General features: G+C 65.9%; 24 protein-coding genes. 11 read left to right on the forward strand and 13 right to left on the reverse strand.

Going from position 1 to position 24,830, the window contains the following annotated elements; genetic code table 11:
- Positions 1 to 28: 28 nt before the first annotated feature.
- A complete protein-coding gene (locus P1L40_RS16875; RefSeq protein ID WP_284008727.1) occupies positions 29 to 1,033 on the forward strand; it encodes an ornithine cyclodeaminase family protein in 1,005 nt (334 codons plus the stop codon).
- Here P1L40_RS16875 and P1L40_RS16880 read toward each other — a convergent pair whose 3' ends face one another.
- The 3 genes from P1L40_RS16880 to srp19 are packed head-to-tail and all read right to left on the reverse strand — an operon-like array spanning position 1,034 to position 2,614.
- Complete coding sequence (locus P1L40_RS16880; RefSeq protein WP_284008729.1) at positions 1,034 to 2,065, reverse strand: presenilin family intramembrane aspartyl protease PSH; 1,032 nt, start codon at positions 2,063 to 2,065, stop codon at positions 1,034 to 1,036. It abuts the gene before it with no gap.
- Between the two features lie 46 nt (positions 2,066 to 2,111).
- Complete coding sequence (locus P1L40_RS16885) at positions 2,112 to 2,339, reverse strand: H/ACA ribonucleoprotein complex subunit GAR1 (RefSeq protein WP_284008731.1); 228 nt, start codon at positions 2,337 to 2,339, stop codon at positions 2,112 to 2,114.
- Positions 2,336 to 2,614 carry a signal recognition particle subunit SRP19 gene (srp19, locus tag P1L40_RS16890; protein ID WP_284008733.1) on the reverse strand — a complete coding sequence of 93 codons (279 nt, stop codon included), beginning with the start codon at positions 2,612 to 2,614 and terminating at the stop codon, positions 2,336 to 2,338. The genes P1L40_RS16885 and srp19 overlap by 4 nt, the downstream gene beginning before the upstream one ends.
- Positions 2,615 to 2,738: 124 nt before the next feature.
- Between srp19 and P1L40_RS16895 the strand changes: the two genes are divergently transcribed.
- Positions 2,739 to 3,482 (forward strand): CAP domain-containing protein, encoded by a 744-nt coding sequence (locus tag P1L40_RS16895; protein ID WP_284008735.1) that lies wholly within the window; start codon positions 2,739 to 2,741, stop codon positions 3,480 to 3,482.
- A gap of 18 nt (positions 3,483 to 3,500) precedes the next feature.
- On the opposite strand, the gene P1L40_RS16900 is transcribed toward P1L40_RS16895, so the two are convergent.
- Positions 3,501 to 3,935: a MaoC/PaaZ C-terminal domain-containing protein gene (locus P1L40_RS16900; RefSeq protein ID WP_284008737.1), complete on the reverse strand. Its 435-nt coding sequence runs from the start codon at positions 3,933 to 3,935 to the stop codon at positions 3,501 to 3,503.
- A 42-nt stretch (positions 3,936 to 3,977) separates the two neighbouring features.
- The gene (coxB, locus tag P1L40_RS16905; RefSeq protein ID WP_284008739.1) at positions 3,978 to 4,721 is read right to left on the reverse strand and encodes a cytochrome c oxidase subunit II; all 744 of its coding nucleotides are present in this window, start codon (positions 4,719 to 4,721) and stop codon (positions 3,978 to 3,980) included.
- A 106-nt stretch (positions 4,722 to 4,827) separates the two neighbouring features.
- Here coxB and P1L40_RS16910 point away from each other — a divergent pair, with 106 nt between their 5' ends.
- From P1L40_RS16910 to P1L40_RS16940, 7 genes are all read left to right on the forward strand, one after another.
- Positions 4,828 to 6,222: a heme o synthase gene (locus P1L40_RS16910; RefSeq protein WP_284008741.1), complete on the forward strand. Its 1,395-nt coding sequence runs from the start codon at positions 4,828 to 4,830 to the stop codon at positions 6,220 to 6,222.
- Positions 6,219 to 6,905 (forward strand): DUF7546 family protein, encoded by a 687-nt coding sequence (locus tag P1L40_RS16915; protein WP_284008743.1) that lies wholly within the window; start codon positions 6,219 to 6,221, stop codon positions 6,903 to 6,905. The genes P1L40_RS16910 and P1L40_RS16915 overlap by 4 nt, the downstream gene beginning before the upstream one ends.
- Before the next feature lie 51 nt (positions 6,906 to 6,956).
- Entirely contained in the window at positions 6,957 to 7,448 is a 492-nt protein-coding gene (locus P1L40_RS16920) for a COX15/CtaA family protein (protein ID WP_284008745.1), read from the forward strand.
- A gap of 104 nt (positions 7,449 to 7,552) precedes the next feature.
- Positions 7,553 to 8,338, forward strand: coding sequence for a basic amino acid ABC transporter substrate-binding protein (locus P1L40_RS16925; RefSeq protein WP_284008747.1), 786 nt, complete (start codon positions 7,553 to 7,555; stop codon positions 8,336 to 8,338).
- A gap of 4 nt (positions 8,339 to 8,342) precedes the next feature.
- Positions 8,343 to 9,017 carry an amino acid ABC transporter permease gene (locus P1L40_RS16930; protein ID WP_284008748.1) on the forward strand — a complete coding sequence of 225 codons (675 nt, stop codon included), beginning with the start codon at positions 8,343 to 8,345 and terminating at the stop codon, positions 9,015 to 9,017.
- Positions 9,014 to 9,754, forward strand: a complete 741-nt coding sequence (locus P1L40_RS16935) for an amino acid ABC transporter ATP-binding protein (protein ID WP_284008749.1) — start codon at positions 9,014 to 9,016, stop codon at positions 9,752 to 9,754. The genes P1L40_RS16930 and P1L40_RS16935 overlap by 4 nt, the downstream gene beginning before the upstream one ends.
- Positions 9,755 to 9,756: 2 nt before the next feature.
- Positions 9,757 to 10,728: an amino acid ABC transporter permease gene (locus P1L40_RS16940; protein ID WP_284008751.1), complete on the forward strand. Its 972-nt coding sequence runs from the start codon at positions 9,757 to 9,759 to the stop codon at positions 10,726 to 10,728.
- On the opposite strand, the gene P1L40_RS16945 is transcribed toward P1L40_RS16940, so the two are convergent.
- Positions 10,729 to 12,246, reverse strand: a complete 1,518-nt coding sequence (locus P1L40_RS16945; RefSeq protein ID WP_284008753.1) for a replication factor C large subunit — start codon at positions 12,244 to 12,246, stop codon at positions 10,729 to 10,731.
- Between the two features lie 88 nt (positions 12,247 to 12,334).
- Between P1L40_RS16945 and P1L40_RS16950 the strand changes: the two genes are divergently transcribed.
- Positions 12,335 to 13,042 (forward strand): helix-turn-helix domain-containing protein, encoded by a 708-nt coding sequence (locus tag P1L40_RS16950; RefSeq protein WP_284008755.1) that lies wholly within the window; start codon positions 12,335 to 12,337, stop codon positions 13,040 to 13,042.
- Here P1L40_RS16950 and P1L40_RS16955 read toward each other — a convergent pair.
- The 5 genes from P1L40_RS16955 to P1L40_RS16975 form a co-directional block, all read right to left on the reverse strand.
- Positions 13,039 to 14,181 (reverse strand): hypothetical protein, encoded by a 1,143-nt coding sequence (locus tag P1L40_RS16955; RefSeq protein ID WP_284008757.1) that lies wholly within the window; start codon positions 14,179 to 14,181, stop codon positions 13,039 to 13,041. The two genes, P1L40_RS16950 and P1L40_RS16955, sit on opposite strands and share 4 nt — an antisense overlap.
- Positions 14,182 to 14,285: 104 nt before the next feature.
- Complete coding sequence (gene hmgB / locus P1L40_RS16960; RefSeq protein ID WP_284008759.1) at positions 14,286 to 15,635, reverse strand: hydroxymethylglutaryl-CoA synthase; 1,350 nt, start codon at positions 15,633 to 15,635, stop codon at positions 14,286 to 14,288.
- A 68-nt stretch (positions 15,636 to 15,703) separates the two neighbouring features.
- On the reverse strand, positions 15,704 to 18,103 hold the full coding sequence (locus P1L40_RS16965) for a PKD domain-containing protein (protein ID WP_284008760.1): 2,400 nt from the start codon (positions 18,101 to 18,103) through the stop codon (positions 15,704 to 15,706).
- A gap of 344 nt (positions 18,104 to 18,447) precedes the next feature.
- A complete protein-coding gene (locus P1L40_RS16970) occupies positions 18,448 to 21,555 on the reverse strand; it encodes a PKD domain-containing protein (RefSeq protein WP_284008761.1) in 3,108 nt (1,035 codons plus the stop codon).
- 45 nt (positions 21,556 to 21,600) lie between these two features.
- Positions 21,601 to 22,188 carry a DUF2150 family protein gene (locus P1L40_RS16975; protein ID WP_284008763.1) on the reverse strand — a complete coding sequence of 196 codons (588 nt, stop codon included), beginning with the start codon at positions 22,186 to 22,188 and terminating at the stop codon, positions 21,601 to 21,603.
- 164 nt (positions 22,189 to 22,352) lie between these two features.
- Here P1L40_RS16975 and P1L40_RS16980 point away from each other — a divergent pair, with 164 nt between their 5' ends.
- On the forward strand, positions 22,353 to 22,643 hold the full coding sequence (locus P1L40_RS16980) for a hypothetical protein (RefSeq protein ID WP_284008765.1): 291 nt from the start codon (positions 22,353 to 22,355) through the stop codon (positions 22,641 to 22,643).
- Here the strand turns inward: P1L40_RS16980 and P1L40_RS16985 are convergent.
- The gene (locus P1L40_RS16985; protein ID WP_284008767.1) at positions 22,640 to 23,824 is read right to left on the reverse strand and encodes a mechanosensitive ion channel family protein; all 1,185 of its coding nucleotides are present in this window, start codon (positions 23,822 to 23,824) and stop codon (positions 22,640 to 22,642) included. The genes P1L40_RS16980 and P1L40_RS16985 overlap by 4 nt on opposite strands.
- A gap of 44 nt (positions 23,825 to 23,868) precedes the next feature.
- Complete coding sequence (pdxS, locus tag P1L40_RS16990; protein WP_284008769.1) at positions 23,869 to 24,777, reverse strand: pyridoxal 5'-phosphate synthase lyase subunit PdxS; 909 nt, start codon at positions 24,775 to 24,777, stop codon at positions 23,869 to 23,871.
- Positions 24,778 to 24,830: the final 53 nt, after the last annotated feature.

Here is a 24,830-nt window from a genome sequence, read left to right on the forward strand (position 1 = left end):
TAAGACGCCCTCGGGCGAACGTCGCCGTATGACTGCTGACTCCAGCGCCCTCTCACTGACGAGCGAGGAGACCCGCGGGCTCGCCACGCCGGCAGCGTACGTCGACGCCGTCCGGGACGGCTACCGCCAGCGCGGCGAAGGCGCCCCGGCGGAACCCAGAACCACGCTGTTCAACGACGATCCGAGCGGCATGCTCACGGGGTATCTGGCGATCCTCCCGGAGACCGGGGCGATGGGTGGATACACCTACGCGGCCGGGTTCCGGGGGCGCGACGCCCACTTCGCGCTCCCGATCTTCGACGCCGACAGCGGCGCCCCGCTCGCAGTGATCGACGGCGCGGCGATGAACCCGCTCAAGACCGGTGCCGCCGGTGCCGTCGGCGTGGACGCGCTCGCACGGCGGGACATCTCCGACCTGGCCGTCATCGGGAGCGGGCCACAGGCCCGCGGGCAGATCCTGGCGACGGCGACGGTCCGGGAGTTCGACCGAGTGGAAGTGTACTCGCCAACCTCCCAACACCGCGAACAGTTCGCCGCCGAGATGAACGAACGACTCGACGCGACCGTCGCCGCCGTCGCGAGTTCCGCCGCTGCGGTCGAGGGGGCCGATGTCGTCGTCACTGCGACCGACGCGTCCGAACCAGTCTTCGACGGCGATCTACTCGAACCCGGGACCCACGTCACGGCGATGGGGTCGTACCACCCCGAACACCGCGAACTCGACACGAAGACGATCGAACGCGCGGTCTACGTGCCCGACCTCCGCGAGCGCATCCACCGCGACGCCGGTGCGTTCATCGCGGCCCGCGAAGAGGGCGCGATCGACGACGACCACGTCCACGCCGAACTGGGCGAAGTGGTCGCGGGCTCGGCCGCCGGCCGGTCCACGCCGGACGACATCACCGTCTTCGACTCGGGTGGGACGGCTATCGAGACGGTGGCTGCCGGAAAACTGCTGTACGATCGCGCACGCGAGGCAGGGCTGGGCACGGAGATCGAGTTCTCGCCCGCGAGCGCGGCGTTCGAGACGTAGTTAGAGGTACGGCCCGAGCCCGAGCGCCTCGACGAGGCCGATCCCAACGGTCGCGGCCCCGAGGATGTAGCCGGCGATCGTCCCGCCGTTCAACAGCGGGAGGCCGGCGTGCGCACGACCTTTCAGTACCATCCAGAGGAGGACGGTCAGTCCGACGAACGTCCCGACCATCGCCGTCATCGCCGGGAGGGGCACGCCGAGCACCGTCCGAACGCCCTCCGGCGCGAAAAACGCCGCACTGGCGACCAGCACGGTCGGGATGACTGCGTCGCCGAGCCCGATAAACAGCGCGTCCCGGTCGAGCGGTCCCGATCCTCCTTCGTCGTCGGCCGACGTTGCGGACTCGTCCGTGTCTGTCACGTCGGCTCCGGGCGCCTCGGCGTTCGGTTCGCTCTCCTCGGCCGTCGCTGTGGGATCAGGTGTCGACGCCTCCAGGAAGGAGTACGAAAGCGTGAGCGGGATCACCAGGACGACCGGGACCTTGAGGTCCATCACGCCGGACGCGAGTGTCAGCATGTGTTCGGTCCCGTAGACGCTGATGGCGTCGTAGACCGCGAGCACCGTCAGCAACACGATGGCGGGGAAGATACCGAAGCTGATCCCGAACAGCCCGGCCGCCGCCGCGCCCATCACGGCACCCGCCGCGTCGACGACGTACCACTCGGGGTAGAGGAGCAACCCGAGACCGAGGAGGACCGAGCAGCCGACTGCGAGGACGTTGACCCCGCCGGCAGTCACGACCGGCGGGACGAGCACGCGGAAGACGTACAGCGAGAGCCACGCGCCCGAGAGGACGATCAGGCCGCGGATGAACTGCTCGGCGTCGTAGCGAAACGCCAGTAACATCACTGCCGTCGCGACCAAGATTCCGACGATGTAGAGGACGCTGTTGGCCGGGTCCGACGGGTCCTCGACGGCCTGGTAGCCGGCCGACTTGAACGGTTCGACCAGTGCCAGCGAACCGAGTTGGACGAACAGGAAGATGAGGGCGATAAGTCCACAGCCAGCGGCGACACGCCAGCGCGTATCCATGCCCGTTGTTCCGGCGGCGGCCGCTTTGAGCGTTACGAACCGAGCGTTAGTGGGCGTATACTGCCGTCCCGACCAGGCCGGGAAGGTGGACCCCGTCGGCCGGCGAGACGGCGACGTACGGCCGTTCGACCGGGCCGAACACGTCGACGACCGTTCCGACGGTTTCCAGTTGCTCGTCGAGGACCTCGGTCCCGAGGTCGGCGTAGCTCTCGTCGGGCGACCGTACGACCGCCAACCCCTGTGCGACGCGGACGACCTCGCCGACGCGTCTCATTCCCGGAGAACCTGGAGGTAGGCGGCGACTGCGCCGAGCAGATCGCTCTTGGTCGCGTCGTCCGCGTCCTTGACGACGACACAGCCGCGCTGTTCGTACTCGCGGGGATACGTCTTCTCCCGTTCGATCACGGCGTCGTACCCGACCTGCTGGACCGCCTTCGCGATCTCGTCGACAGTCGGTTCCTCGACGGCGAGATCGAGCGGGACGCGACGGCCCTCGCTGCGGGAGCAGCCGGCGTCGAACGCAGCCGGCCAGATGACGTTTTCGACCATATCAGGTGTGACCACCGGGGCCTTATGTGTTTTTCCGACGCCACTGCACGATTGGATCGTACAGTTTCACTCGGAAATAAAAGATGCATACTTACAATGGATGGTGTCAAACAACCGCAGGAGTATGGTGAACAAAGCTGCGTTCGGGGTCGGTGTCATCGTCCTCCTGGCTGCCGTCGGTATCGGCGTCCTCATCGGGATGCAGATCGGCGGCGCGTCCGGAACCGGTCTGGCGACGCCCGGCGAGGAGACGGCGACACCGACGAGCGAGCGCACGGCGATCCCCACGGCCACGACGACACCCACGGCGACCGGGACACCGACGCCGACCGCGACTGCACAGTACACCGACGTTCCCGCACGCACGTTCAACGAGCAGAACGTCTCGGAGTACATCCTCCAGTACCTCAACGAACGGCGACAGGCAGCGGGGCTCGACACCCTCTCTGCCAGCGGCTCCACCTCCGACCGGCTCCATCGGATGGCCGAGCGCCACAGCGACGCCATGGCCCGCGAAGGGCGGGTCATCCACACGATCGACGGCCAGTCCAGCGCCGACCGGTACCGCGACAACAACCTCTACGGGCGCTGTGAGATGCGGTCGGCCGGCGGCGGGTACATCGAGTCCGCCGACAACAACCGGTTCGAGGCGATCGGACACACCGTCGCCGGGCAACCCTACACCGACGACGGCCAGCGCCGGTTCCACGGCAACGACAGCCAGGTCGCCCGCGCACTCGTCACGAACTGGAACGACTCGGACATCTACCACGATCGGCTGACGCTGGAGAACGCGAACCGCGTCGGGATCGGCGTGGAGGTCACGAACACGGGGAACGTCTACGCGACGGTCAACGTCTGTAGCTGATCGCCCGCCACACCCGGCTCACTCCCTCCGTCGCCAGAGGATCTGTCCCACCATCGAGAGGACGGTCACGTCCTCGTCGGTGGTCGTCGTCACCCGTGTCGCGACGCGGCCACGGCTGTCGTCGAAGTCGGCTTTCTCTACGATCTCGGTCGTCACCGAGAGCGTGTCGCCCGGTCGGACGGGTGCGGGCCACCGGAGGTCGTCGACGCCGAGTGCCCCCATCGCGCCGGAGTCGGCGAGGTAGTTGTCCACGAGCAGACGCATCGTCATCGCGGCGGTGTGCCAGCCGCTGGCGACGAGGCCGCCGAACATCGATTCCGCTGCCGCCGTCTCGTCGGTGTGGAACGGCTGTGGATCGTACTGGCCGGCGAACGACGTGATCTCCGCCGCGGTCACGTCGTAGGCACCGAACGACGCTGTCTGCCCGACATCGAGCGCTTCGAAGTACTCCATAGCGGCGCAACGAGCGAGAGAAGCGTAACGGTTTGGGACCGATCAGCTCGCGCTGGAGTCGTTCTGCTGGTCGGCGAGCCACTGCTCGTACTCGTCCTGTGGCATGACGACGATCTCGCCGAGCATCTGCGAGTGGCCCGACCCACAGTACTCCGCACAGTAGAGCTGGTAGGTGCCGGGGTTGTTCACGTGGGTTCGCAGTCGGTTGTACTGTCCCGGGAAGGCGTCGGACTTCAGTCCGAGTCCGGGTGCGTGGAACGCGTGCAGCCAGTCCCTCGAAGTGACACGCAACACCACGTCTTGATTCGCCGGAATTCGCAGTGTCGTGGTCGAGGTCGTCGCCGCATCGTTCTGGAAGCTCGATCCGTTGTAGTAGAACGACCAGCCGTAGCGATAGGCCTGCACCTCGATGTGTTCGGTCTCTTCGGGGAGGTCGGCGCCACTGCCCGCCTCCGCGGTCACGTACGGACTCGCCATGACCTGATACGATGCCACGCCGACGAACAACAGGATGATCGCTGTCGCGACGGTCCAGGTGATCTCCAGGCGGCGGTTCTCCATCGTCGGGAGCGGTTCCTCTTTCTTGCGGAACCGCCAGACGGTGTAGATCAGGATTCCCTCGACCAGGACGGTGATCGGGAGAGCGACGTATAGGAGGTTCTGGTTGAGTCCCCAGATGAGATTCTCCGTCGTCGAGTCGGCGGTCTGGGCGGCGGCCGGCTCGGCGATCACGGCGAGCAACGCGACCCCGAACAGGGCGGCCAGACCTGCGCGTTTCCGAGTCATATCGCCGGCTTAGGATTGTCCATGTAAATAACTGCTGACTCACGCCAGCGACGCCGCCCTCGGTGAAAGCGCATGGTCTAAGTGGTCCCCGGCGTAACGTGTGGTAATGGCAGAGAGCCGGACCTTCTCCGGGCTGTTGGCGGCCAGTGCGGTCGGTGTCTACCTGCTGGTCATCGCCGGGGGAACGGCTGCGGTCACCGACGCCGCCGCGGCCTGTTCGACCTGGCCGCTGTGTCAGGGGTCGCTCTCCCTGACCGATCCCGGGCTGCTCGTGGCCTGGGGCCACCGCCTCACGGCAGCCGCCGTCGGCGTCCTCGTCCTGGCGACGGCCGTCGTCGGCCTCCGGAGCGCGACCCGCGGCCGCGTGAAGGCGATGGTACTCCTCGGGCTGGCACTGTACCCCGTCCAGGTCGCCCTCGGCGCGTTCGTCGCGACTTCCGGGGCCGCCGGGCAACTTCCGGGGGCGCACCTCGGTGCGGGGATGGCGCTGTTCGTCGCACTCGTCCTGGCGCTGGCCTGGCACCTCGAAGCCGAGACCGGGAGCGACGACGAGACGACCGTCTCGGACCCACAGCTCGCACCGGAACCGACCGACGCGGCCGAGCAGCCGGCACCACAGGACCTGACGACGCGGGAGCGACTCGTCGGGACGGCGTTCGCGTACTTCCGGCTGATGAAACCCCGACTCATGTGGCTGTTGTGTCTCGTGGCCGCGGCCGGGATGGCACTGGGCGAGGGCGAGTCCCTGACCGTCCGGATCGTCCTCCTGACACTCGGGGGCGGTGTCCTCTCGATCGGCGCTTCGGGGACGTTCAACCACGTCCTCGAACGGGACATCGACAAGCGGATGGACCGCACCTCGGATCGACCGGTTGCGACCCACCAGATCCCCGTTCGCAACGCCCTCACGTTCGGCATCGCGCTCGCGGCGGCGGCGATGGCGCTGTTCTGGCAGGTCAACGCCCTGGTCGCGGCACTTGGGCTGACGGCGATCCTGTTCTACAGCGTCATCTACACGCTCGTGTTGAAGCCAAACACCGTCCAGAACACGGTGCTTGGCGGCGCGGCCGGCGCGCTACCGGCACTGATCGGCTGGGCGGCGGTCGAGGGGTCGATCGGCGTCCCCGGACTCGTCCTCGCCGGCGTCATCTTCCTCTGGACGCCCGCGCACTTCTACAACCTCGCGCTAGCGTACCGGGACGACTACGAGCAGGGCGGGTTCCCGATGATGCCGGTCGTCCGCGGCGAGACGGAGACGCGGAAACACATCGTCTACTACCTCGGGGCGACGCTCGTCGCGTCGGGGGTTCTCGGCGGGCTGACGCCACTCGGCCCGCTGTATGCGGTCACCTCGGTCGTGCTCGGTGGCGTCTTCCTCTGGGCGGTCGTCAGACTCCACCGTGAACAGACGGAAGCGGCCGCGTTCAGGGCGTTCCACGCCTCGAACGCCTATCTCGGGGCGGTGCTGGTCGCGATCGTCGTCGACACCATGGCGATATGAGCACACAGACCTCCGATCTCGGCCGATACATCCCGGAGCCCCGATCGCTCGCACTGGTGGCGATCGTGTTGAACGCCGAGTTGCTGCTGGTCTTCCTCTATCTCGTGTTGATCGACGGCCCGGCGACCGACCCGCTGTTGCTCGGGTTCCCCTTCGTCTGGCTCAACGTCGCCGCCCTGGTCTTCCTGAAGGTCCGGCCCGCGCCGGCGTCCTCCCGTCGTCGAGCGGCCGGAGCCGCCGTCGCCGTCGGTTACGCCCTCCTGCTCGCGTACGTCGGCGGCGTCTTCGGGCTGGGCGGTCAGGGCACGGGGCTCCGGACCGTGCTGGCGGCACCGCCGGGCTTCTCACCGACGCTGATCTACAGCGGTGCGACGCTGGGGGTCGTCCTGATCCCCTGGAAGGTCGCGGGCTACCTCGCGCTGTCGTATCTCGTGTACGTCACAGTCGTCGACGCCAGCGGCGGCGTCGCCGGTGGCGTCCTCGGGCTGTTCTCCTGTGTGAGCTGTGTCCTGCCGATCGTCGCGTCCGTGGTCGGCGGCGTCGCCGGGGTCGGCGCCACGCTCTACCAGGCCGCGCTCTTGCAGTCCTACGGCGTCTCGACGGTGGTTTTCGTCACCTCCGTCGGCCTCCTGTACGCGGTCCACCGGTTCGACATCTCCGTCGTCGGCTGGCTCCGCGGGTAACTACCGGTCGAAAGGACCGAGAATATATACCTACGGCCCAGACACACGGGTATGACCACCCGTTTCCGGCGACTGGTGGCGGCGACGACCGGACTCACGTTCGCGCTCATCCTGCTTGGCGTGTACACGGGCGCCGTCGGCGCAGGGCTGACCTGTGCCGGCCGCTGGCCGTTCTGTGACGGCTGGCTGGGGCTGTTCCCGGCGAACTGGATGAGCTTCATCGAGTGGTTCCACCGCTTCGTGGCGATGATAACCGGCTTCGCCATCCTGGGGTCGACCGTCGCCGCGTGGCGTGGCGACTACACGCGACGGATCAGGTACGCGACCGGCGTCGCACTGGCCGTGTTGCCCGTTCAGGTGTTGCTCGGGGCGAACACCATCTTCAACTTCGGCGCGGTCGCACAGGTCCTCCACCACGCCGCGGCGCTGGCGATCCTCGTGGCACTCGTCGCCGCGACCGCCTGGGCCTACGTCGAACCACCCGAAGGCGGTCTCGCCGCCGAACACCAGTCCGAGACTGCACCGTCTCACGCGGACGACTGACCGATCCGGCGGCTAGTCGAGGGGTACGTCTTCGGCCGAGCCGTTAACAACACCAGTATTGGTCGTTCGTAACACTAATCCCCGTCTGTACTGTGTACCCAGGTATGTCAGACGACGGGCTCTCACGACGGCAGTACATCGCGACGGTCGGCGGCTCGGCGGTCGCGCTCAGTGTCACCGGCTGTATGGGCAACGGCGGCAGCGGCGGCGGCCAGACGATCACGGCCGGAACGGCCCCCGGGTTCCCGCCGTTCGAGATGAAAGAGGGCGGCGAACTCGTCGGGTTCGATGTCGACCTCCTCGAAGCGGTCGTCGCCGAGACGGAGTATTCCTTCGAGGGCTGGGAGGAGTTCGAGTTCGACTCGCTGATCCCGGCGCTCAACAACAACAACATCGATGTCATCGCCGCGGCGATGACGATCACGGACGACCGCGACGAGACGATCGACTTCAGCGATCCGTACTACAGCGCCGACCAATCGATCATCGTCCGTGCGGACGGTGACTTCTCGCCGGGCAGCCTTGACGACCTCAGTGACCGCCCGGTCGGCGCACAGAAGGGGACGACCGGCGAGAGCGTCGTCAACGACGAACTCGTCGGCTCGCGGATCAGCGAAGGGCAGTACAACGCCTACGACAACTACGTGCTGGCGGTTCAGGACCTGGAGAACGGCAACATCGACGCCGTGGTGCTGGACCAGCCCGTCGCGGAGACGTTCGCCGCGAACCGGCCCGTCTCGGTCGCGTTCGTCTACGAGACCGGCGAGCGCTACGGCTTCGGCATCCGGCAGGGCGACAGCGACCGCCAGTCGGCGCTCAACAGCGGGCTATCGACGGTCCGGGAGAACGGCACCTACCAGGACCTGACCCAGACCTGGTTCGGCGAGTAAGCGGATGCTCCAGGCGACCGACTGGGCGTTCGTCTTCGGGAACCTCGACTACCTGCTGGCCGGGGCCGTAGTCACCGTCGGCCTGACGCTGACGAGCCTGGTGCTCGGATTCCTGGTGGGCTTCCCGGCAGGGGCGATCGAGGTGTACGGGAATCGCCTCCCCAAGCGGGCGGTAGCGACGGCCGGCGTGATCCTCAGGGGGACTCCGATCGTCGTCATCATGCTCGTGCTCTTTTTCGTCGTCTCGATCTCCCAGTCGGCGTTCATCACCGCGACCGTGGGCCTGGGACTGCGGAGCGCGGCCTACCAGTCACAGATCTTCCGGGGGGCGCTCCAGAGCGTCGACGAGGGCCAGATGGAGGCCGCGCGCTCGATCGGGATGAGCCGGCTGGAGGCGATCCGTCACGTCGTGGTGCCACAGGCGCTCCGGCGCAGCATGCCGGGCTTCCAGAACGAGTTCACCATCGTGTTGAAAGACACCTCCATCGCCTTCGCGATCGGGCTTGCCGAGCTGTTGACCCGGGGCTACGATCTGTTCACCCAGTCCGGCCGGTCGACGGCCGTTCTGGAGGTGTTCCTGGTCATCAGCGCGATCTACTTCGTGTTGACTTTCGGGACGAACCGAGCGCTCGACCGACTGAGCGAGTACTACGCGATTCCGACGGGTGAGAACGCATGAGTCTGTTACGAGTCGAGGACGTGGACAAGTCCTATGGCGACGAGGAGGTACTGACGGGCGTCAGCTTCGAGATGGCCCGCGGGGATGTCGATGTCCTCATGGGGCCAAGCGGCAGCGGGAAGTCGACGATGCTGCGCTGTATCAACCGGCTGACGGAGATCGACGACGGCGAGATCTGGCTGGACGACACGCTCGTCACCGGGCCGGACACCGACGTGAACCAACTCCGCCAGGAGGTCGGGATGGTGTTCCAGGGGTTCAACCTCTTTGCCCATCTCACCGCGCTGGAGAACATCACGCTCGGGCTCAAACGGGTCCGTGGCATGTCGGCCGGCGAGGCCAGCGAACGCGCGGCAGACCACCTCGCACAGGTCGGTCTGGCCGAACAGGCCGACTCCTACCCCGCCGAACTCTCCGGCGGGCAACAACAGCGAGTGGGGATCGCTCGCGCGCTCGCGATGGAGCCGAAACTGATGCTGTTCGACGAGCCCACGAGCGCGCTCGACCCGGAACTCGTCGGCGAAGTGGTCGACGTGATGCGTGACCTGGCCGAGCGTGGGACGACGATGCTCGTCGTGAGCCACGAGATGGGCTTTGCCCGCTCGGCGGCGGACAACATCATCTTCCTCGACGACGGGCGCATCGTCGAGTCGGGCAGCCCCGAGCAACTGTTCGAGCGGCCCGAGCACGAACGAACGAAGACCTTCCTGACCGGGCTGCGGGCGGGCCACGAGTAACGATGGGCGCCGAACAGTCGGCCGTCGAGGACGTTCGCACGACCGTCGACGTGGACAGACCGTGGGCGCTGGCAGCCGTCGCCGTCTTCTGGGGCTGGCTCGTCCTCCGCTGGACGAACGACTACCTGCTGCCGGACTCGCTTGCGGTCCCACAGGAGCGGCCGTTCGTCCCCGCCGAGCCGTTCGCCGCGACTGCAGAGCAGTTGCGCGGGCTGGCGAGCGATCTCGGGCTGTTCGGACTGCCCTTCGATCTCCTGGCCGGTGCCTTCGGTTTCGCGGCCGGGGCGATCCCGTCGCTGCCGTCGCTGGCCAGGGGCGCGTGGCTCACGATCGTCCTGACCGTGGCCGGGATCGCATTCGGCTTCGTGCTGGCGGTCCCGCTCTCGGTCGCCCGGGTCTACGGTGGACGAGGGCTGCGCTGGCTCTCGCTGTCGTACACCGAGCTCATCCGCGGGACGCCGCTCCTGGCACAGCTGTTCGTCCTCTACTTCGGGACGGAGCTGACCGGCGTCGTCCGCGTGATTCCCGGCGTCGGCCAGGGCTTTGTCCCCGGCTCGGCCGTGATCGTCGCCATCCTCGGGTTCACGCTCAACAGCGCCGCCTACCAGGCCGAGTACATCCGGTCGGCGCTGGAATCGGTCGACACCGGCCAGTTGACTGCGGCCCGGGCGATCGGCCTCTCGAAGGTCGACGGTATCCGCTACGTCGTTCTCCCGCAGGGGCTTCGCTACGCGATCCCGGGCTGGTCGAACGAACTCGTCTATCTCATCAAGTACTCCTCGCTGGCGGCGTTTATCACCGTCCGGGAGCTGTTCTTCCGGACCGAGGAGATCGCGAACGCCACCTTCAGGTACACGGAGCTGTTCCTGCTGGCCGCGCTGTTCTACCTGGCGCTGGTCATCTCGGCGTCGATGCTGATGAACCGCGTCGAGGAGCGGACCGCGGTGCCGGGCATCGGCGGCCGCGGCCGCTGATCACATGAAATCAGAGAGGCCGGACTGTTGCTCGTCGTCTTCGGCGTCGTCGCTGTCGGGGACGGTGGGGTCGTCGTCCTCGGCCGACTCGCTGTCGCCCTCTCCACCGCCGAGTGTCACCTGCTGTTCGGTCGGCTCGGTCCCGTCGTCCCCGCCCTCCGCCGATCCGTCGGCCAGTTCGGCGTCCGTCTCACTGGGACCGCTCGCTTTCCCGCCCTCGAAGGCGCCGCCGGAGTGCTCGACGGCGGCCTCGGCCTGGCGCTGTTGTGCGTCCTCGACGATCGACTGGACCTTGTTCGTGTCTTTCCCTGAGCCGGTGATGAACGAGACGTGTTCGGCCTCCATCTCGTAGGTCGCAGCCATCGTGACGGTCAGCTCGCGGTTCTTGCAGTGGTGGGTCATCGACGCGAGGAAGGGCATGATCTCCCGGCGAGCGGTCCGCATCGAGACGCCGTCGATGGTCGCGATCCGCTGGGCGATGTCGTCGCGAGTCTGTCTGGTCCCTTTCGAGCGGCCCAGCTTCGACCAGTAACTCGGCGGGCCGTATCGGGTCCAGCCTCCTTTCGTGCCGTCGCGGGCAGCGGCCACGCCGGCGGTCATGTTGTCGGTCGCGTACCGCCAGAAGGAGTAGTTCTGTGTCGCCCGGACCCGGCCGAGCCAGCGGTCGGCGTTCGAGAGCGCGCCGTAGGCACGGGCCAGTTCCGCGCCCTCGTAGTCTTTGGGCATGTTGTCCTCGATCCAGTTGATGAGGTCGTCCGGCGTCTCGTCGACATCGTAGCTGGCTTTCAGCGCCGTCTCGGCGTCTGCCTCCTTGATGACGACATCGAGGTAGTCGAAGATCCCCTCGGTGGTGTCCCGGTCGCCGGTGACGACATCGTCGGCCGTCAGGCGGTCTGTCGTCTCGGCGATGGCCTGGAGGTCTTTGACCGCGCCGCGGAGGTCACCGCTGTTCTTCTCGGCGATGGTCTCCAGGGCGTCGCTCTCGTACTCGATGCCTTCCTTGCGACAGATATCCCGGAGGACGGGGACGATCGACCGCGGCGAGACATCCCGGAACTCGATCTCCCGGCAGTTGTTGCGCAGCCCGTTTGACATCTCGTAGAACTCGTTTGCGATCAACACCATCGGCTGGCTGGCCTCCTTGACCAGGCCGGTGATCGCTCGGGCGCCCCCGCGGTCGGCGTTGCCGTGGATGTTGTCGGCCTCGTCCATGATGACGAGTCGGCGTCCGCCGCCACCAGCGGTCAGCGTCCCGGACTTGGCGGCCTCGCCGGCGACACGCTCGATGACATCCTTGGTACGGGAGTCGCTGGCGTTGAGTTCGATCGTCGGCCAGTCGAGATCAGCCGCCAGCGCGTGGGCGGCGGAGGTCTTGCCCACGCCGGGTGACCCGTGGAGGATGACCGCTTCCCGGTGGTCGTCCCAGGTCCGAGCCCACTCCTCGAAGGCGTCTCGGGCCTTGTCGTTGCCCCGGACCTCCGACAGCGTGCTCGGTCGGTGTTTCTCCGTCCAGTCCATTGGGTCGTGGTTGGCCCGACTGGCGTTTAGGGGTTGCGGAGCCGTGTTCCGGTACGCTTTTGTTCGCGTCTATCCACCCTGTGGACCAATGACAGGCGGAGCGCGAGCCGACCTCGCGGAGAAGATCGCCGGCGAGGTGGCACTGAGCGGCGAGCCGGGCGCGACCCTCCGCAAGTGGCGGACCGACTTCGCCGTCGCACAGACGGAGCTGGCAGACCACCTCGATGTCTCCCCGTCGGTGGTCTCGGACTACGAGAGCGGGCGGCGGGACAACCCGGGGATCGGGGTCGTCCGACGGCTCGTGACAGCACTGCTCGACATCGACGAGGCACGCGGCGGCGAGCACATCCGCCAGCACGCCCGGGTGATCTCCGCCGGGTTCGACAGCGACGTGGTCCACGACCTCCGGGAGTACACCGCAAACGTCGGGGTCGAGAGCGTCTACGACGCGACGGAGGCGACCGAGTTGGCCCGCGGGAGCACCGACACCGTCTCGGGGCACACGGTCATCAACTCGATCGCGGCGATCAGGCGCCTCTCCTCGGACGAGTTCTATCAGCTGTACGGCCAGTCGACGAGCCGGGTGCTCGTGTTCACGAACGTCACGCGGGGCGAGTCGCCGCTGGTCGCGCTCCGGGTGGTCTCTCCGACCCCGAACGCGGTGCTCCTCCACGGTATCGACGAGGACGATGTCTGGGAACACGCGGCCGACCTGGCCCGGATCGACGACTTCTCGCTGGCGGTCACGGACACCGACCTGGAGGAACTGCTGGGCGGTCTCCGGACGCTGCCCTAACAGCCGGGGTAGGCTGTCGACCCGCGGAAGCCGGTCGCGTTCAGGTGGTCCGCCGTGGCCGGTGCGAGCCGTTCCGTCGGTGATCCCGTCGTGAGCCAGCCCTCGGACGTGTGGTACCCGTTCGGGAGTTCGCCGGCCACCATGTGCAACAGCGCGTGGGTGATCGCGGCCGCCCGGAACGAGACGGACCCGGTGTACTCAGAGCGGGCGTCGGCGTCGACGACCGCCGCGTACCCCGGCGAGTCGGCCCGAACGACAGTTCGATCGCTGGAGACCGTTCCCAGCGCCACGTAGCGAGACGTACATCGACGGGGACCGAGGCGGTCACGACTGTACAGGCGCCGGTACTCCGTCCCGTTGGCGCTTGCCGTCGCCCCCGAGATCGGCCCCTGTTCGGCAGTGAGGTGGAGGGAGATTCCGGTCGATCCGTCGGGGTTCCCGACCGGCATCTCCGCCCAAATCGAGCGGAGTTGCTGCCGTTCCGAGTCACTGAGCGGTTGTGCCCCGTCGCCGTGGCCGACGACGACGTAGAGGTCCTTTCGCTGTGGGTCCGCTCCGGGCAAGGGCGCCCCCGCGGGCGTCTCGCCGGCCCGCTCCCAGGCGTCGGGTAGGCCGTCGCCGTCGGTGTCGTTCGGACCCGGCGCCACTGCCTGTGTCGCGGCTACGTCGCCGGCGAACACGCCCGCGCTCGTATCGCCCGCGATGTCGTCGGCACCGCTGACGGCTCCGCTCTCGCCGAGGTCGCCGATCGCTCCGGGCAACATCGCCACGCCGAGCAACATCACGCCCATCAACAGCATGATCCCGGTCGCCATCTTGACCAGCGGCGAGTCCGGGACGACCGCCCGGTAGAGCCCCAGGAGCGGGCCGCCGCGGGTAAAAAAGAGCGCGATGCCCTTGGTGACGACGACCAGGAACAGGAACCCCGCCAGCACGGTCCCAAGGACGGCGCCGACGTAGACGGCAGCGAGGGGCACCTCCCCGGCGCTGATGGAGCCACTCGGAAGCCCGGGAACCGACGGCCCGCCGTCCGGGGACGCTACAAGCCGCGGTTCGAGGAGAAAGAGTGCTCCACAGACCCCGACGACCGCGCCCACCAGCGCCGCGGTCGGCTGTGGCCCGAACGACCAACGTTTCATGCACAGTTGTGCCACAGTCGCGGACAAAACGGCTTCGATTACTGACCGATTTCTGTCACAAAGAAGACGGGAGTCCGATCACGTCGCCCCGGCCGAGTCGCCCGTCACTCGACGTATCGGTACTTCCGTTCGCCCATGCGGCCCCAGCCGTCGAAGACGAACTCCGCTTCGGGCGGGGTGAACTCCTCTGCGTCCTCCTCGACGTGTGCGTCCATGTCGTGGTTGTGCACGTCGTGGACGTGTTCGTACTCCTCGAACGAGAGGTTATAGCGGCGCTGGATCTGCTCGTCGATGTTCAGCGCACCGATCTCGTCCTCCCACCCGGGGACGATCGTCTCCGCGTGGACTTCCGCCTGGGCACCCGACCCGTAGGAGGCCACCAGCAGTTTCTCGCCGGCGAGGTCGATGTCGTGCTCCATGGCCTCTTTCAGCCCGGAGGCACGCGCCAGGTGGACGGACCCGGTGTACCAGTTGCCGACGTGCCGGGCGATCTCCAGTGTCGGCTCGATGGCCTGGTTGTACCAGTCCCGGTAGCGTTCGGTCTCGGTGAGCGCGTCGGTGTACTCCCGGATCGCGTCGTTGAACGCGTCCTCGGAGTCGAACTCCTCACGGACGGGCTGGTGGCCGATCTCCTCGGCCAGGAGGTCCTCCACGTCGGTCCCGCGGACGATGTGTCGGTAGCCGAGCGCGGCGGCCTTCCGGACCATCCCCGGGAACGGCGTGTGGAACGGGATCATGTAGTAGTCGTCGGGGTGGATCGGACCAGAGACTTCGGCGAAGTCGTCGAGCGCCTCGCGCATCCGGGCCAGGTAGACCTTCACCGAGCGCTTGCCGTCCACCGACGGGAACTGCTGATTGGGCTTGAGGAAGTCCGTCTCGTCGGCGCTCCCGTAGCCCTGCTCGGTCGAGAGTTCGACGATCGACGGGTCCTCGTCGACGAGCATCGCGACGGCGCCGGCTCCCTGGGTCGCCTCGCCCGGGTCGTCGCGAGCGTACAGCGCCGTGTCGGTGGCGATGACGATGGCCGCCCGGCCACGGTTCCGGCCCGCCTGAATCCAGTTGTAGGCGTCGTCGAGGCTCTGTGTCCCGGAGATACAGGCGAACTTCCGCTCGCCCTTGTTGGCGTGGTGGAAGTCGCCGTCGAACACCTGTTCGAGACAGCCCGCGATGTACGTCGAGACGGGTTTCGAGTTGTCGAACGAGCTCTCGGTCGCCACGTCGATCCGGCCGATATCGTCGGGTTCGAGCCCCTTGCGGTCCATCAGTCGATAGGCCGCGTTGGCCCCCATCGTCACGATGTCCTCGTAGACATCGGGGAACGACGAGGCGTGCAGTCCCAGTCCCTTGGTGTACTTCCCGGGGTCGTCCCCCTTCGCGGGCGCGAACGTCTCCGCGAGGTCGAGTTTGAGCTTCCCTGTCCAGATTTCGATGCCGTCGATACCGACTGCTGCCATACCCGGAGGGTCGGCACCGGAACGTAAGATACTGTCGACCGCTGTGTCGACGACTGTCGAATACAGCGTCAGTTACACGACGTACTCGACGTAATCGGAGTATCCGGAGTCCCGTCTGAAGTATCGGTAATCCGTCGGCAGCGTTTGTTCCCAACATCGTCGACAGCGATGATAGTGAAGGTGTACTCTCGGAAGGCACCCCCTTCGAGATAGATCTGCGGAGAGCCGCCAGTGTAGCTGGCTTGGGGATTGTCAATAGCTCCGGTCCTGTTGACGTAGACCGTTGTCGATCGGATGTTCGTATCAGAGACAATCCACTCGATCTCGTACCTCGTAATCGGGAAACCAAAGAAGCTGAAGCTCTGGTCAGTCACTGCGAACGTGTCGATAGTCGGCGGGTTGTTCACGACTACCGAGCGCGACGTTGTGTCTACCGCGCCATCGTCATCGGTGACGCGGAGACTGACAGACCGCGTCCCTTCAGTCGGATAGGTGTTGGTGGTAGTGGCATCGTTTGTCGTCCGCTCGTAGCTACCGTCGCCGTCGAAGTCCCAGGCGTACTCGTCGACTCTACCGTCGTCATCGATCGAGCTACCGGCATCGAAGGTGATCGACTCCTCGGTAGCTGCCGGGGAGGGAGACTGGGTGAATGCAGCCGACGGTGGCTCGTTTGGCGCCGAAACGGTCACTGTCTGACTCGTCGTCGCCGTCGCCCCGTCGTCGTCGGTCACCCGAAGCGTCACGCTCCTGGTCCCCGTTGTGCTGTAGGTGTGTGAAGTCGTCGGCTCGCTCGTCGTCGCCTCGTAGTTGCCGTCGTCGTCCCAGTCCCATGCGTACTCGTCGACCGTCCCGTCGCCGTCGCCGGACCCGGTCGCATCGAAGGTGACCGATTCGCCGGCAACGGGCGAGGACGGGTCGTAGCTGAACGCCGCGGAGGGCGACTGGTTCGGTTCACTCACGGTCACCGTCTCGGTCAGGGACGTGGTGGTTCCGTCGGGGCCGGTGATCGTCAGCGTTACCGTGTAGGTCCCGCCCGAAGCGTAGGTGTACTGTGGCTGTTTACCGGTCACGTCGACCGTTCCGTCGCCGTCGAAGTCCCACTCGTAGCTGTATGTCGCCGTGTCGTCCTCGTAGACCATCACGTCGCGGTAGAGCGACTCGGCGTCCGCGTCGGCGTCGTCGTCGGTGACGAACGCGAGGTACTGCGCGTCGATCTGGTAGTCCTGTCCAGCGGGAATCCGGTACCGCTTCCAGTTCGGCGCGGCGCTGTCGTAGGGACTCGACGGGGAGATGCCCCAGTTTTGGGTCCCGTAGACCTCGTAGATCCGGTCGTTGGACTGGCCGTTATCGGCTTCGAAGCCAAGGCCGTGGATCTCCCCTTCCGCGCCCGAGCGGAAGCCAAACGCCACGACCGTGTCCCCGGTCATCCCGTCGCTGTACCCGGTCTTCTTCCAGGTGTTGTTGGCCAGGACCAGCGTGCGGCCGCCGTCCCGGACCGTCGCGTTCGGTTCGTTGTCCTGGTTGCCGCCGTAGCTGGAGAGCGATGCGTCGGTGAAGTTCACGTACGCCGCCGCCGGATCGCGGTCGACGAGGCCGAGACCGTTGACTGTCAGCCCCGCGTCGCCGCTGGTCGGTACCACGAGCACCGAGCCATCCGGTCGGACGGTGACGGTCTGCCGCCGCCAGTCGGTCGCGCCGTCGTCGTCCGTGACCGTCAGGCTCACGTCGTAGGTCCCGGCCCGGCTGTAGCTGTTCGTCACCTGCCGTCCGGTCGCGTCGACGCTTCCGTCGTCGCCGAAGTCCCACTCGTAGGTGGTGATCCGTCCGTCGCTGTCCGAGGACCGCCCGGCGGTAAACGTCACAGTGTCTCCCGTCACTGGGGAACCCGGCGTGTAGGTGAACGCCGCCGTCGGGGGCGAGTTCGGTACCGGTGTCGGGGTGGGTGTCGGCGTGGCCGTCGGTGTCGCTGTCGGCGTTGGCGTGGCTGTCGCGGTTGGCGTCGGTGTCGCTGTCCCCGTCGGTGTGGGTGTCTTGGTCGCGGTGGCGACCGGCGTGGCCGTCGGCGTCGGAATCGTCGAACGCTCGTCGAGCAGGACGGTGTTGGACGTCTGGTGGACGACGAGCAACCGGACAGTCGACCCAGACGGGGAGTCGTAGGGGTGGCGCCAGCGCTCCCCTGGATCGAAGACGGCGTCGCTACTGTCCAGCGGTGTGAACGACGACAGTCCGTAGCGGACGCGAGTCCCGTTGTCGAGGACAACATCCACGGCCCCGGCGTCGACAGCGTCCCCGCCACGGTGTGTGAGCGTCAGGGTGCTGCCGTCGAACTCCGCGCCGATATCCACGAGGACGCTGCCGCCGGAGTCTTGGTCGTCGAGGACGGCGATCCCGATCGCGCTGACAGCGACGATGACGACCACAGTCAGAAGTGCCACGCCGACGGCTTCCGACTGTGCTCGCCGCTCCATTTGGTGTAATTGAGTGGACCCTGGGTAAGACCGTTGCGGGTGATTACAGGAGCTGATAACTTTGGGTGTGGTTTGACCTTCCGGAAGATCTGCATTTGTTCTGGACCGGAGACTGTGAATTACTCCTGTCCTGGGTCTTCAGACGGTAAATCACGGCTCATGTAACATTGAGTTCGGTGACTTGTTCCCACTGTTTTCGGAGAAAAACCCCATAGACTGTTCGACCCTACATCTTGACTGGCCCGCCACTATCATCTGATTTTGGCTTGGATTTCACGAATTCAAGCGTGACCGATTCACCGTTTCCGCTGACGGTGAATTAAAACTAAAACATAACTCTCCGCTCAAACGTCGATTGTTTCGGAATCTGTGTTGCCCTGTTGATCTTTTACTTCTACAGTAATCGTATCGGTAAGTAGAGTTCCTTTCTCCTTCCCGCCGTCTATCTCGGGCGATGTTCCACTTCCGGATCCACCGTTTAGTGCCTCTGTAACCGAATCCAATTGTGAACCGTCAGAATCGTACGCGGTGAACGTAATCTCTTGTAGGTCGCTGTCACGGTCGCTGACTTGATAATCTACCTTGTACTTCCCAGAATTACCAACTGCTGAAGCCGAAGCAGAGTCGATAGTGGGTGAACTCTGTGATGGGTTGTTCGTGTTGACCGTCTGGGTCAACCGCGTGTCGTTGTTCCCGACCTCGTCGAAGACTCCCTCCAGAATCACGTCGTACTCGCCGGTCTGACTGACGCGGTACGTGATACTGTAGCTCTCAGGATCAGCGCTGGTATCGTTGTTAGTGTTCGTGATCGCTTGAATCGTGCCTGGTCCAGTCGCGGCGATGTCGACGCTAGCCACCGATGTCGTCGCCTCCGTCACGTCAAAGGTCACGGTCAACTCGTCGGCGTCCTCGCGGACGACTTGGTAGTTGCTCACGGCGGGCGCGACGGTGTCTTTCGTCGTTTCGTCGTTCGGACCGGCGGTGCCACCGGTGTTCCCGACATCGTCGCGAACGTACCCCTCGGCGTACACCGACCCCTCGGGCAACGGAGCGGCATCGATACCGGTAAAGACGGTCTCGTCCCCGCCTGCGGTCGTGATCGTCTTCTCGACGGTGACAGTGTCGCCGGTCGACTGATTGACGAGCGAGAGCACGGCCACCTCGTCCCCGTCGAGTGTGTCGGGGTTGACGAGCGTCGCTGTCACGCTGTCGGCCGTCGACGCGTTTATCCGGGCCGTGTCGATGAAGACGTTGTTCGGGTCGCCCGGCGGGTTCGCGTCGAACGTGAACGTGAGTGGCCGCTCGGTGTCCATCACGGTCCCGTCGCTCGCTTCTGCCCCGCTAACGACGGCCGTCACAGGCGTATCGGCACCGTTTGCGTTGAATTTCAGCGTCTCTCGATACGTGTCGGAATCGACCCAGGTCCGACTTACGACGCTATAGTCGCTGTCACCGCCGGTGACGTTCTCGTACTGGACGGTCGGGTTCACCCCCTGGTTCATCGTCCGGTTGAAGTTCAGTGTCACCGTCCGCTGGACGTTGTTGTTGGCCTCAGTGCTGGTGATGGTGTTGTCCCCGTCGGAGAAGGTCGCAGTTGACACCGACGGCGGGCCGCCCGCGCCGCTGCTGATGGTGATCGTCTGTGTCGCCATGTCGCTACCGCCGTTGCCGTCGGTGACGGTCAGCGTCACCGTATTCGTCTCGCTGCTGGCGTAACTGTGCGTAGTCGTCTCCCCTGACCCGGTGGTCCCGTCGCCGAAGTCCCACTGGTACGTGAGCGAGTCGCCGTCGGGGTCGCTGGAAGCGGTCGCGTCGAACGTAATCTGCTCGCCAGTGTCGGCGTTGGACGGCGCGTCGAACTGCGCGGTCGGGTCCGAGTTCCCACCACCGCCACTACCGCTAGCACCGACCCGTTCGAGCGTGACGTTGATCCGGTCACTGGACCCGCCGCTGGCCGCGTAGACACCGATGGTTCCGTTCGCCTTCGCGATGAGATTCGTCGTCACCTCGCCGCTGGAGCCGGTCGCGTTCTCGCCGACCGAGAGGTTCCCGACCGTCGTGTTGTTAACCGCGAAGTCGACTGTGCTCCCGTCCAGCGCCGGGACGGTTCCCGCCCTGAGCGTCAGGTTGTCGTCGCTGTCGGCGCCCACGTCCCACGTACAGTCGGTTTCCGAACAATCCGAGAGGTAACTACCCGAGTTGTCCGTCCCTGGGTCCTTCCATTCGACGGCGTAGGCGCTACTACCGCCGCCACCGCTGCCGCCACTGGGCGGTGCTGTCACGTCGACGGTGATCGAGGCGTTCTGTCTGGTATCCGGATCGAAGGAGCTATCGATCCCGACGTAACTGAACCTGACCTGCTGGCTCCCGGCCGTCGTCGCGTTGTAGGTAAATCGAACCCGCCCGTCGTCGTTCGGCCGCTTCGACGACCGATCAAGCGAGCCCGAGCCGGCGATTTCGGCCTGGACGAGCGTACTGGAGGTGTTGGCCGGCGGGTTGTTGAAGCGGTTGCGCACCTCCAGAATGAGTTCGGTCTTTTGCCCCTGTGTCACTGTCGTGTCCTTCCCGGTTACCGTCGTCAGATACGCGGTGTCCTCCCGGGTCACGGCAGTCCCGACGCCGACTTTCGTCATCCGGAGCTGGTAGGTCTCGGTGTCGTTCAGTGTCACAGCGATCGTGTGGAATCCAGTCGGTGCCGGTGTCGTGGCGTCCGAGACGTTGTCGACGGTCGACTGCGTGCTGTTCAGGAACTCCCAGTACGACGCCGGGCGGCGGGAGACGACGATCAACCGTATCGGACCGGAACTCCCGTTCGAGAGTGTCACCGTCTGTGTCGACGCGCTGACGGAACTGACGTCGACGGACGTCGAACCGCTGGACGAGCGAGACAGCGACCCGTTCAACGCGATCAGGGAGATGTCGGTCCCGTCGATGAACGTCTGGTTCGCGAGGGTGACGTTCGACGACCGGAACTGGTTGTACAGGACGGTGTGTTCGTAGTAGGTGTCGGGCGGGTTCGTATAGACGTTGTACGCCGGTCGGTAGGCGAGTCCCCCGGTGTTGTACACCTGCGTTCGGTTCCAATAGTCGCCCGTCTCACCGGACGCGGTGGCGTTCTCGATGGTGATGTTGACACTCCGGTCGGTGGTCCCGACCGTCCGAAGCGAGCCGGAGGGTGGTCCGGGGTTGATCGCGACTGCGCGGCTCGGGTACCGGGTTCCCAGTGCCACACTCGTCGCCTGGGACCCCCCCTCCCCGGGCATCGAGACGATGGCGTTCCGGAGGTCCTGCAGTTGTTGCTGGACCTCCTGGTTGTGGTTGAATTCGATCTGACGGTTCTGATCGGGGACGACGAACGCCTGGTAGGTCGAGAAGGCGATGATGAGAACGGCAAACAACAACACAGCCCCCACTTGGATGGACTGGCTGCGTTCGTCACCCACGAACTCCATGGGTGCCCTTCCGGACAGGTGGTTAAAAACTTGTCCGCCCCAGTATCAGTTCTCGTCGTCCTCTTCCTCGACGACTTCCGGGTCCTCCATCGCGGTCTGAAGGCTGTCGAGTCCGTTGACCCACTCGGAGACCAGACCGTAGTCGAGGTCCTCCGCGATCTCCATCGCCAGTTCCTCGCCGTCGATGATGCGGGTCCCGGCCTGGACACAGTAGCCCAGTGCGGCGTCTAGGTCCTCCTCGGCTTCGGCGTCGGCCGCGGCGGCGACGTAGTCGGCGACGGTTCCCTCGTCGGCGACGCCCTCGGCGACGTACTCCTCGGCGGCGTAGAACACACAGACCAGCGAGGTCTGGACCCCGTCGATCAGCATTACGGTCTCCTCGTCGTCGAGTGTGACCTCTTCGAGGACGATCTCTCGGACGCCCCGAAGTTCGTCGAGCGCGGTCTCCTCGTCGAGTGTGTCGTCGTCGTAGTCACTGAGGATCTTCACGACCGCGATCGCGGCGTCGTCTTGGAGGTTCAACAGGAGGCGTGCCGAGTCTTCGTTCTCGGGATCCACGTCCTCGTCGTCGATTCGGTCGATCCAGTTCTGCCAACGTTCGTCGGTGTAATACTCCCCCGGCGGAGTGCTCATATCACTCCCTACGCGTGGCCCGGGATAGTAGTTTCGACCGGGGATTTCGCCGTACCGGGAGCGAAACCACCGGCCAGCGGACGGACGAGACGTGACAGCGGCGTGTCCGACCGTGGACGGGACCCGACGCTGGTTTTACTATCCGCGGCGTGTTACGTCAACACATGTCACAGTGGCATCCGGAGCCCGCCGGCCACAGACGCCCCGTGGGCGCGGTTGCCACCCGTCTCGGGACGGCCCTGCTCGTCGTCGCGCTCCCGCTCGCGACCGGTTCGTTTCTCGGACTCCTCGCCGGGACGACGGTGGCGGCGGCGCTGTCGACGGCGGTGACAGCGGTGGTGGACCCGCCCGCCGCGAGCAGTCTCGCGTGGCTGTTCAGAGTCGGCGCGCTAGGGGTGCTGGCCGGGAGCTGGATTCTCGGGTTCGGACTCGTCGTCGAGGAACTGTGGGCCTAGTCGTCGGTGTCCGATCGCTCGGCGAGCGTGGCGAGTTGCTCCGGTGGGGTGTCGGCGGCGCCCTCGCGGACGGAGAACCGTCGCTGGGGGAACGGGACGACGATCCCGGCCTCGTCGAAGGCGGTCTTGACCGCTCCGACGACCTGCGAGATCGCGCGCCACTTCCGTGGCGGGGTCGGGTGGTCGATCCAGAACCGCAGTTCCAGGACGATCGCCGAATCCCCGAAGGACTTCGGGATGATCTGGGGGGACGGAGAGTCGACGACGCCTTCGACGCCGGCGATGGCCTCGTGTGCGACCTCGCTGGCGTGGTCGATGTCGGTGTCGTAGTCGACGCCGACATCCAGAGTCAGCCGGAGTCGGCCTTTCTGGCTGCGATTGGTGATCGCCTGGTCGGCGACCTGGTCGTTCGGGATGACGACGAACTCCCCGTCGAAGTTCTCCAGGCGAGTGTTGAAGATAGTGATGTCGGTGACGATCCCCTCCTGCTCGCCCAGTTCCACCCAGTCGCCGATCGTGAACGGGCGCGAGAACATCAGGACGAAGCCGGCGATCAACGAACCCAGCGTCTGCCGGGCCGCGAGCCCGACAACGATGCCGAGGAATCCGGCCCCGACGAGCAGCCCGCTGAGGTTCTCACCCCAGAGGGTCAGTCCACCGGACAGCACGGTCAACAGGATCACTACCTGGCCGACCCGGAGCACGATCTCTTCCTGGTGTTCGGTGATCCGATCGGACCCGTCGCCGAGCCGATCGACGAGCCGTTTCAACTGATCGGACGCCGCGAAGCCGACGGCCGCGAGTACGACCGTGATCCCGACTCTGAACAGGTCGCTGGTGGCGATCTGGCTCAGACTCCCGCTCGGATCGACCACACCCCAGAGGACGAGGACCGTCGCAACCGCACTCACGATGACGGTGAACTGGACCGTCCGTAACAGCACTCCCGAGGAGGAGGTCGGCGCGATCCGCTCGGCGATCCCGTAGGCGCCGTCGAACTGGCCGGCGAAGTACCGCGAGAAGACGACGTGTCTGCCGGCCTGTACGATCGCGGGGAACACCAAGACGACGAGGACGAACGCGGCGAGGAGAACGCCGAACGTGACGGCTGTCGGTCCGTACAACGCCGAGAGCTGTTCCAGGAGTTCCAGCGCGCGCTGGACCACCCCTGCCTGCTGCATACCTCCGTAGAACGGAGCCGAGGTCTTGTGTGTTGTCGTTGCGATCAGACGCCGCGGCCCTGGAGTTTCTCCTCTTCGGGCAGGTCCGCGTTGGCGTCGCCGGACATCCCCTTGCCGACGTTGGTCGCGATCTCCTTCAGTGCCTCCGGGTCGTCCCAGTTGTTGACGGCCTCGACGACCGCGGTCCCCATCGCTTCGGGGTCCTCCGCGCCGAAGATCCCAGAGCCGACGAAGATGCCGTCACAGCCGTGGTGCATCATCAACGCGGCGTCGGCCGGGGTAGCGATCCCGCCGGCGGCGAAGTTGACGACCGGGAGTCGCCCCATATCGGCGGTCTCGTGGACGAGATCTGCGGGCGCTTCGTGTTCGCGGGCCCACTTCTCGCGTTCCTCGTAGCTCATCCCTTCGAGCTTCCGGATCGACCCCTTGATGTTGCGCTGGTGGTGGACCGCCTGGTTCACGTCGCCGGTACCGGCCTCGCCTTTGGTCCGGATCATCGCCGCGCCCTCGTCGATCCGGCGCAGCGCCTCCTGCAGGTTCCGGGCGCCACAGACGAAGGGTGCGGTAAAGTCGCGTTTGTCGATGTGGTAGCGGTCGTCCGCGGGCGTGAGCACTTCGCTCTCGTCGACCATGTCCGCGCCGGCGGCTTCGAGGATCTGGGCTTCCTTCGTGTGGCCGATCCGGGCCTTGCCCATCACCGGGATCGACACCTCGTCGATGATCGATTCGAGCGAGGCGGGGTCGGCCATCCGGGCGACGCCGCCGCGCTTGCGGATGTCGGCCGGAACCGCTTCGAGGTTCATCACCGCGACAGCACCCACGTCCTCGGCGATGCGGGCCTGCTTGCGGTCGACGACATCCATGATGACGCCGCCTTTCTGCATCTTCGCGAAGCCGCGCTTCACGAGGTCGGTCCCGCGGCGAAGGTCCTCCAGATCAGTAGCTTCAGCCATTGACGACGGCTTAGGTCTGGATTTACTTAACGCGTGCCCCTTGGCCCTCCACG

Origin of the sequence: Haloarcula pelagica (assembly GCF_030127105.1) — an archaeon.
Lineage (GTDB): Archaea > Halobacteriota > Halobacteria > Halobacteriales > Haloarculaceae > Haloarcula > Haloarcula pelagica.

Excerpts from the sequence above, each read along its gene's own strand:
- P1L40_RS16875 (WP_284008727.1), top strand. The coding sequence starts at position 29 with ATGACTGCTGACTCCAGCGCCCTCTCACTGACGAGCGAGGAGACCCGC.
- P1L40_RS16880 (WP_284008729.1), bottom strand. The coding sequence starts at position 2,065 with ATGGATACGCGCTGGCGTGTCGCCGCTGGCTGTGGACTTATCGCCCTC.
- P1L40_RS16885 (WP_284008731.1), bottom strand. The coding sequence starts at position 2,339 with ATGAGACGCGTCGGCGAGGTCGTCCGCGTCGCACAGGGGTTGGCGGTC.
- srp19 (WP_284008733.1), bottom strand. The coding sequence starts at position 2,614 with ATGGTCGAAAACGTCATCTGGCCGGCTGCGTTCGACGCCGGCTGCTCC.
- P1L40_RS16895 (WP_284008735.1), top strand. The coding sequence starts at position 2,739 with ATGGTGAACAAAGCTGCGTTCGGGGTCGGTGTCATCGTCCTCCTGGCT.
- P1L40_RS16900 (WP_284008737.1), bottom strand. The coding sequence starts at position 3,935 with ATGGAGTACTTCGAAGCGCTCGATGTCGGGCAGACAGCGTCGTTCGGT.
- coxB (WP_284008739.1), bottom strand. The coding sequence starts at position 4,721 with ATGACTCGGAAACGCGCAGGTCTGGCCGCCCTGTTCGGGGTCGCGTTG.
- P1L40_RS16910 (WP_284008741.1), top strand. The coding sequence starts at position 4,828 with ATGGCAGAGAGCCGGACCTTCTCCGGGCTGTTGGCGGCCAGTGCGGTC.
- P1L40_RS16915 (WP_284008743.1), top strand. The coding sequence starts at position 6,219 with ATGAGCACACAGACCTCCGATCTCGGCCGATACATCCCGGAGCCCCGA.
- P1L40_RS16920 (WP_284008745.1), top strand. The coding sequence starts at position 6,957 with ATGACCACCCGTTTCCGGCGACTGGTGGCGGCGACGACCGGACTCACG.
- P1L40_RS16925 (WP_284008747.1), top strand. The coding sequence starts at position 7,553 with ATGTCAGACGACGGGCTCTCACGACGGCAGTACATCGCGACGGTCGGC.
- P1L40_RS16930 (WP_284008748.1), top strand. The coding sequence starts at position 8,343 with ATGCTCCAGGCGACCGACTGGGCGTTCGTCTTCGGGAACCTCGACTAC.
- P1L40_RS16935 (WP_284008749.1), top strand. The coding sequence starts at position 9,014 with ATGAGTCTGTTACGAGTCGAGGACGTGGACAAGTCCTATGGCGACGAG.
- P1L40_RS16940 (WP_284008751.1), top strand. The coding sequence starts at position 9,757 with ATGGGCGCCGAACAGTCGGCCGTCGAGGACGTTCGCACGACCGTCGAC.
- P1L40_RS16945 (WP_284008753.1), bottom strand. The coding sequence starts at position 12,246 with ATGGACTGGACGGAGAAACACCGACCGAGCACGCTGTCGGAGGTCCGG.
- P1L40_RS16950 (WP_284008755.1), top strand. The coding sequence starts at position 12,335 with ATGACAGGCGGAGCGCGAGCCGACCTCGCGGAGAAGATCGCCGGCGAG.
- P1L40_RS16955 (WP_284008757.1), bottom strand. The coding sequence starts at position 14,181 with ATGAAACGTTGGTCGTTCGGGCCACAGCCGACCGCGGCGCTGGTGGGC.
- hmgB (WP_284008759.1), bottom strand. The coding sequence starts at position 15,635 with ATGGCAGCAGTCGGTATCGACGGCATCGAAATCTGGACAGGGAAGCTC.
- P1L40_RS16965 (WP_284008760.1), bottom strand. The coding sequence starts at position 18,103 with ATGGAGCGGCGAGCACAGTCGGAAGCCGTCGGCGTGGCACTTCTGACT.
- P1L40_RS16970 (WP_284008761.1), bottom strand. The coding sequence starts at position 21,555 with ATGGAGTTCGTGGGTGACGAACGCAGCCAGTCCATCCAAGTGGGGGCT.
- P1L40_RS16975 (WP_284008763.1), bottom strand. The coding sequence starts at position 22,188 with ATGAGCACTCCGCCGGGGGAGTATTACACCGACGAACGTTGGCAGAAC.
- P1L40_RS16980 (WP_284008765.1), top strand. The coding sequence starts at position 22,353 with ATGTCACAGTGGCATCCGGAGCCCGCCGGCCACAGACGCCCCGTGGGC.
- P1L40_RS16985 (WP_284008767.1), bottom strand. The coding sequence starts at position 23,824 with ATGCAGCAGGCAGGGGTGGTCCAGCGCGCGCTGGAACTCCTGGAACAG.
- pdxS (WP_284008769.1), bottom strand. The coding sequence starts at position 24,777 with ATGGCTGAAGCTACTGATCTGGAGGACCTTCGCCGCGGGACCGACCTC.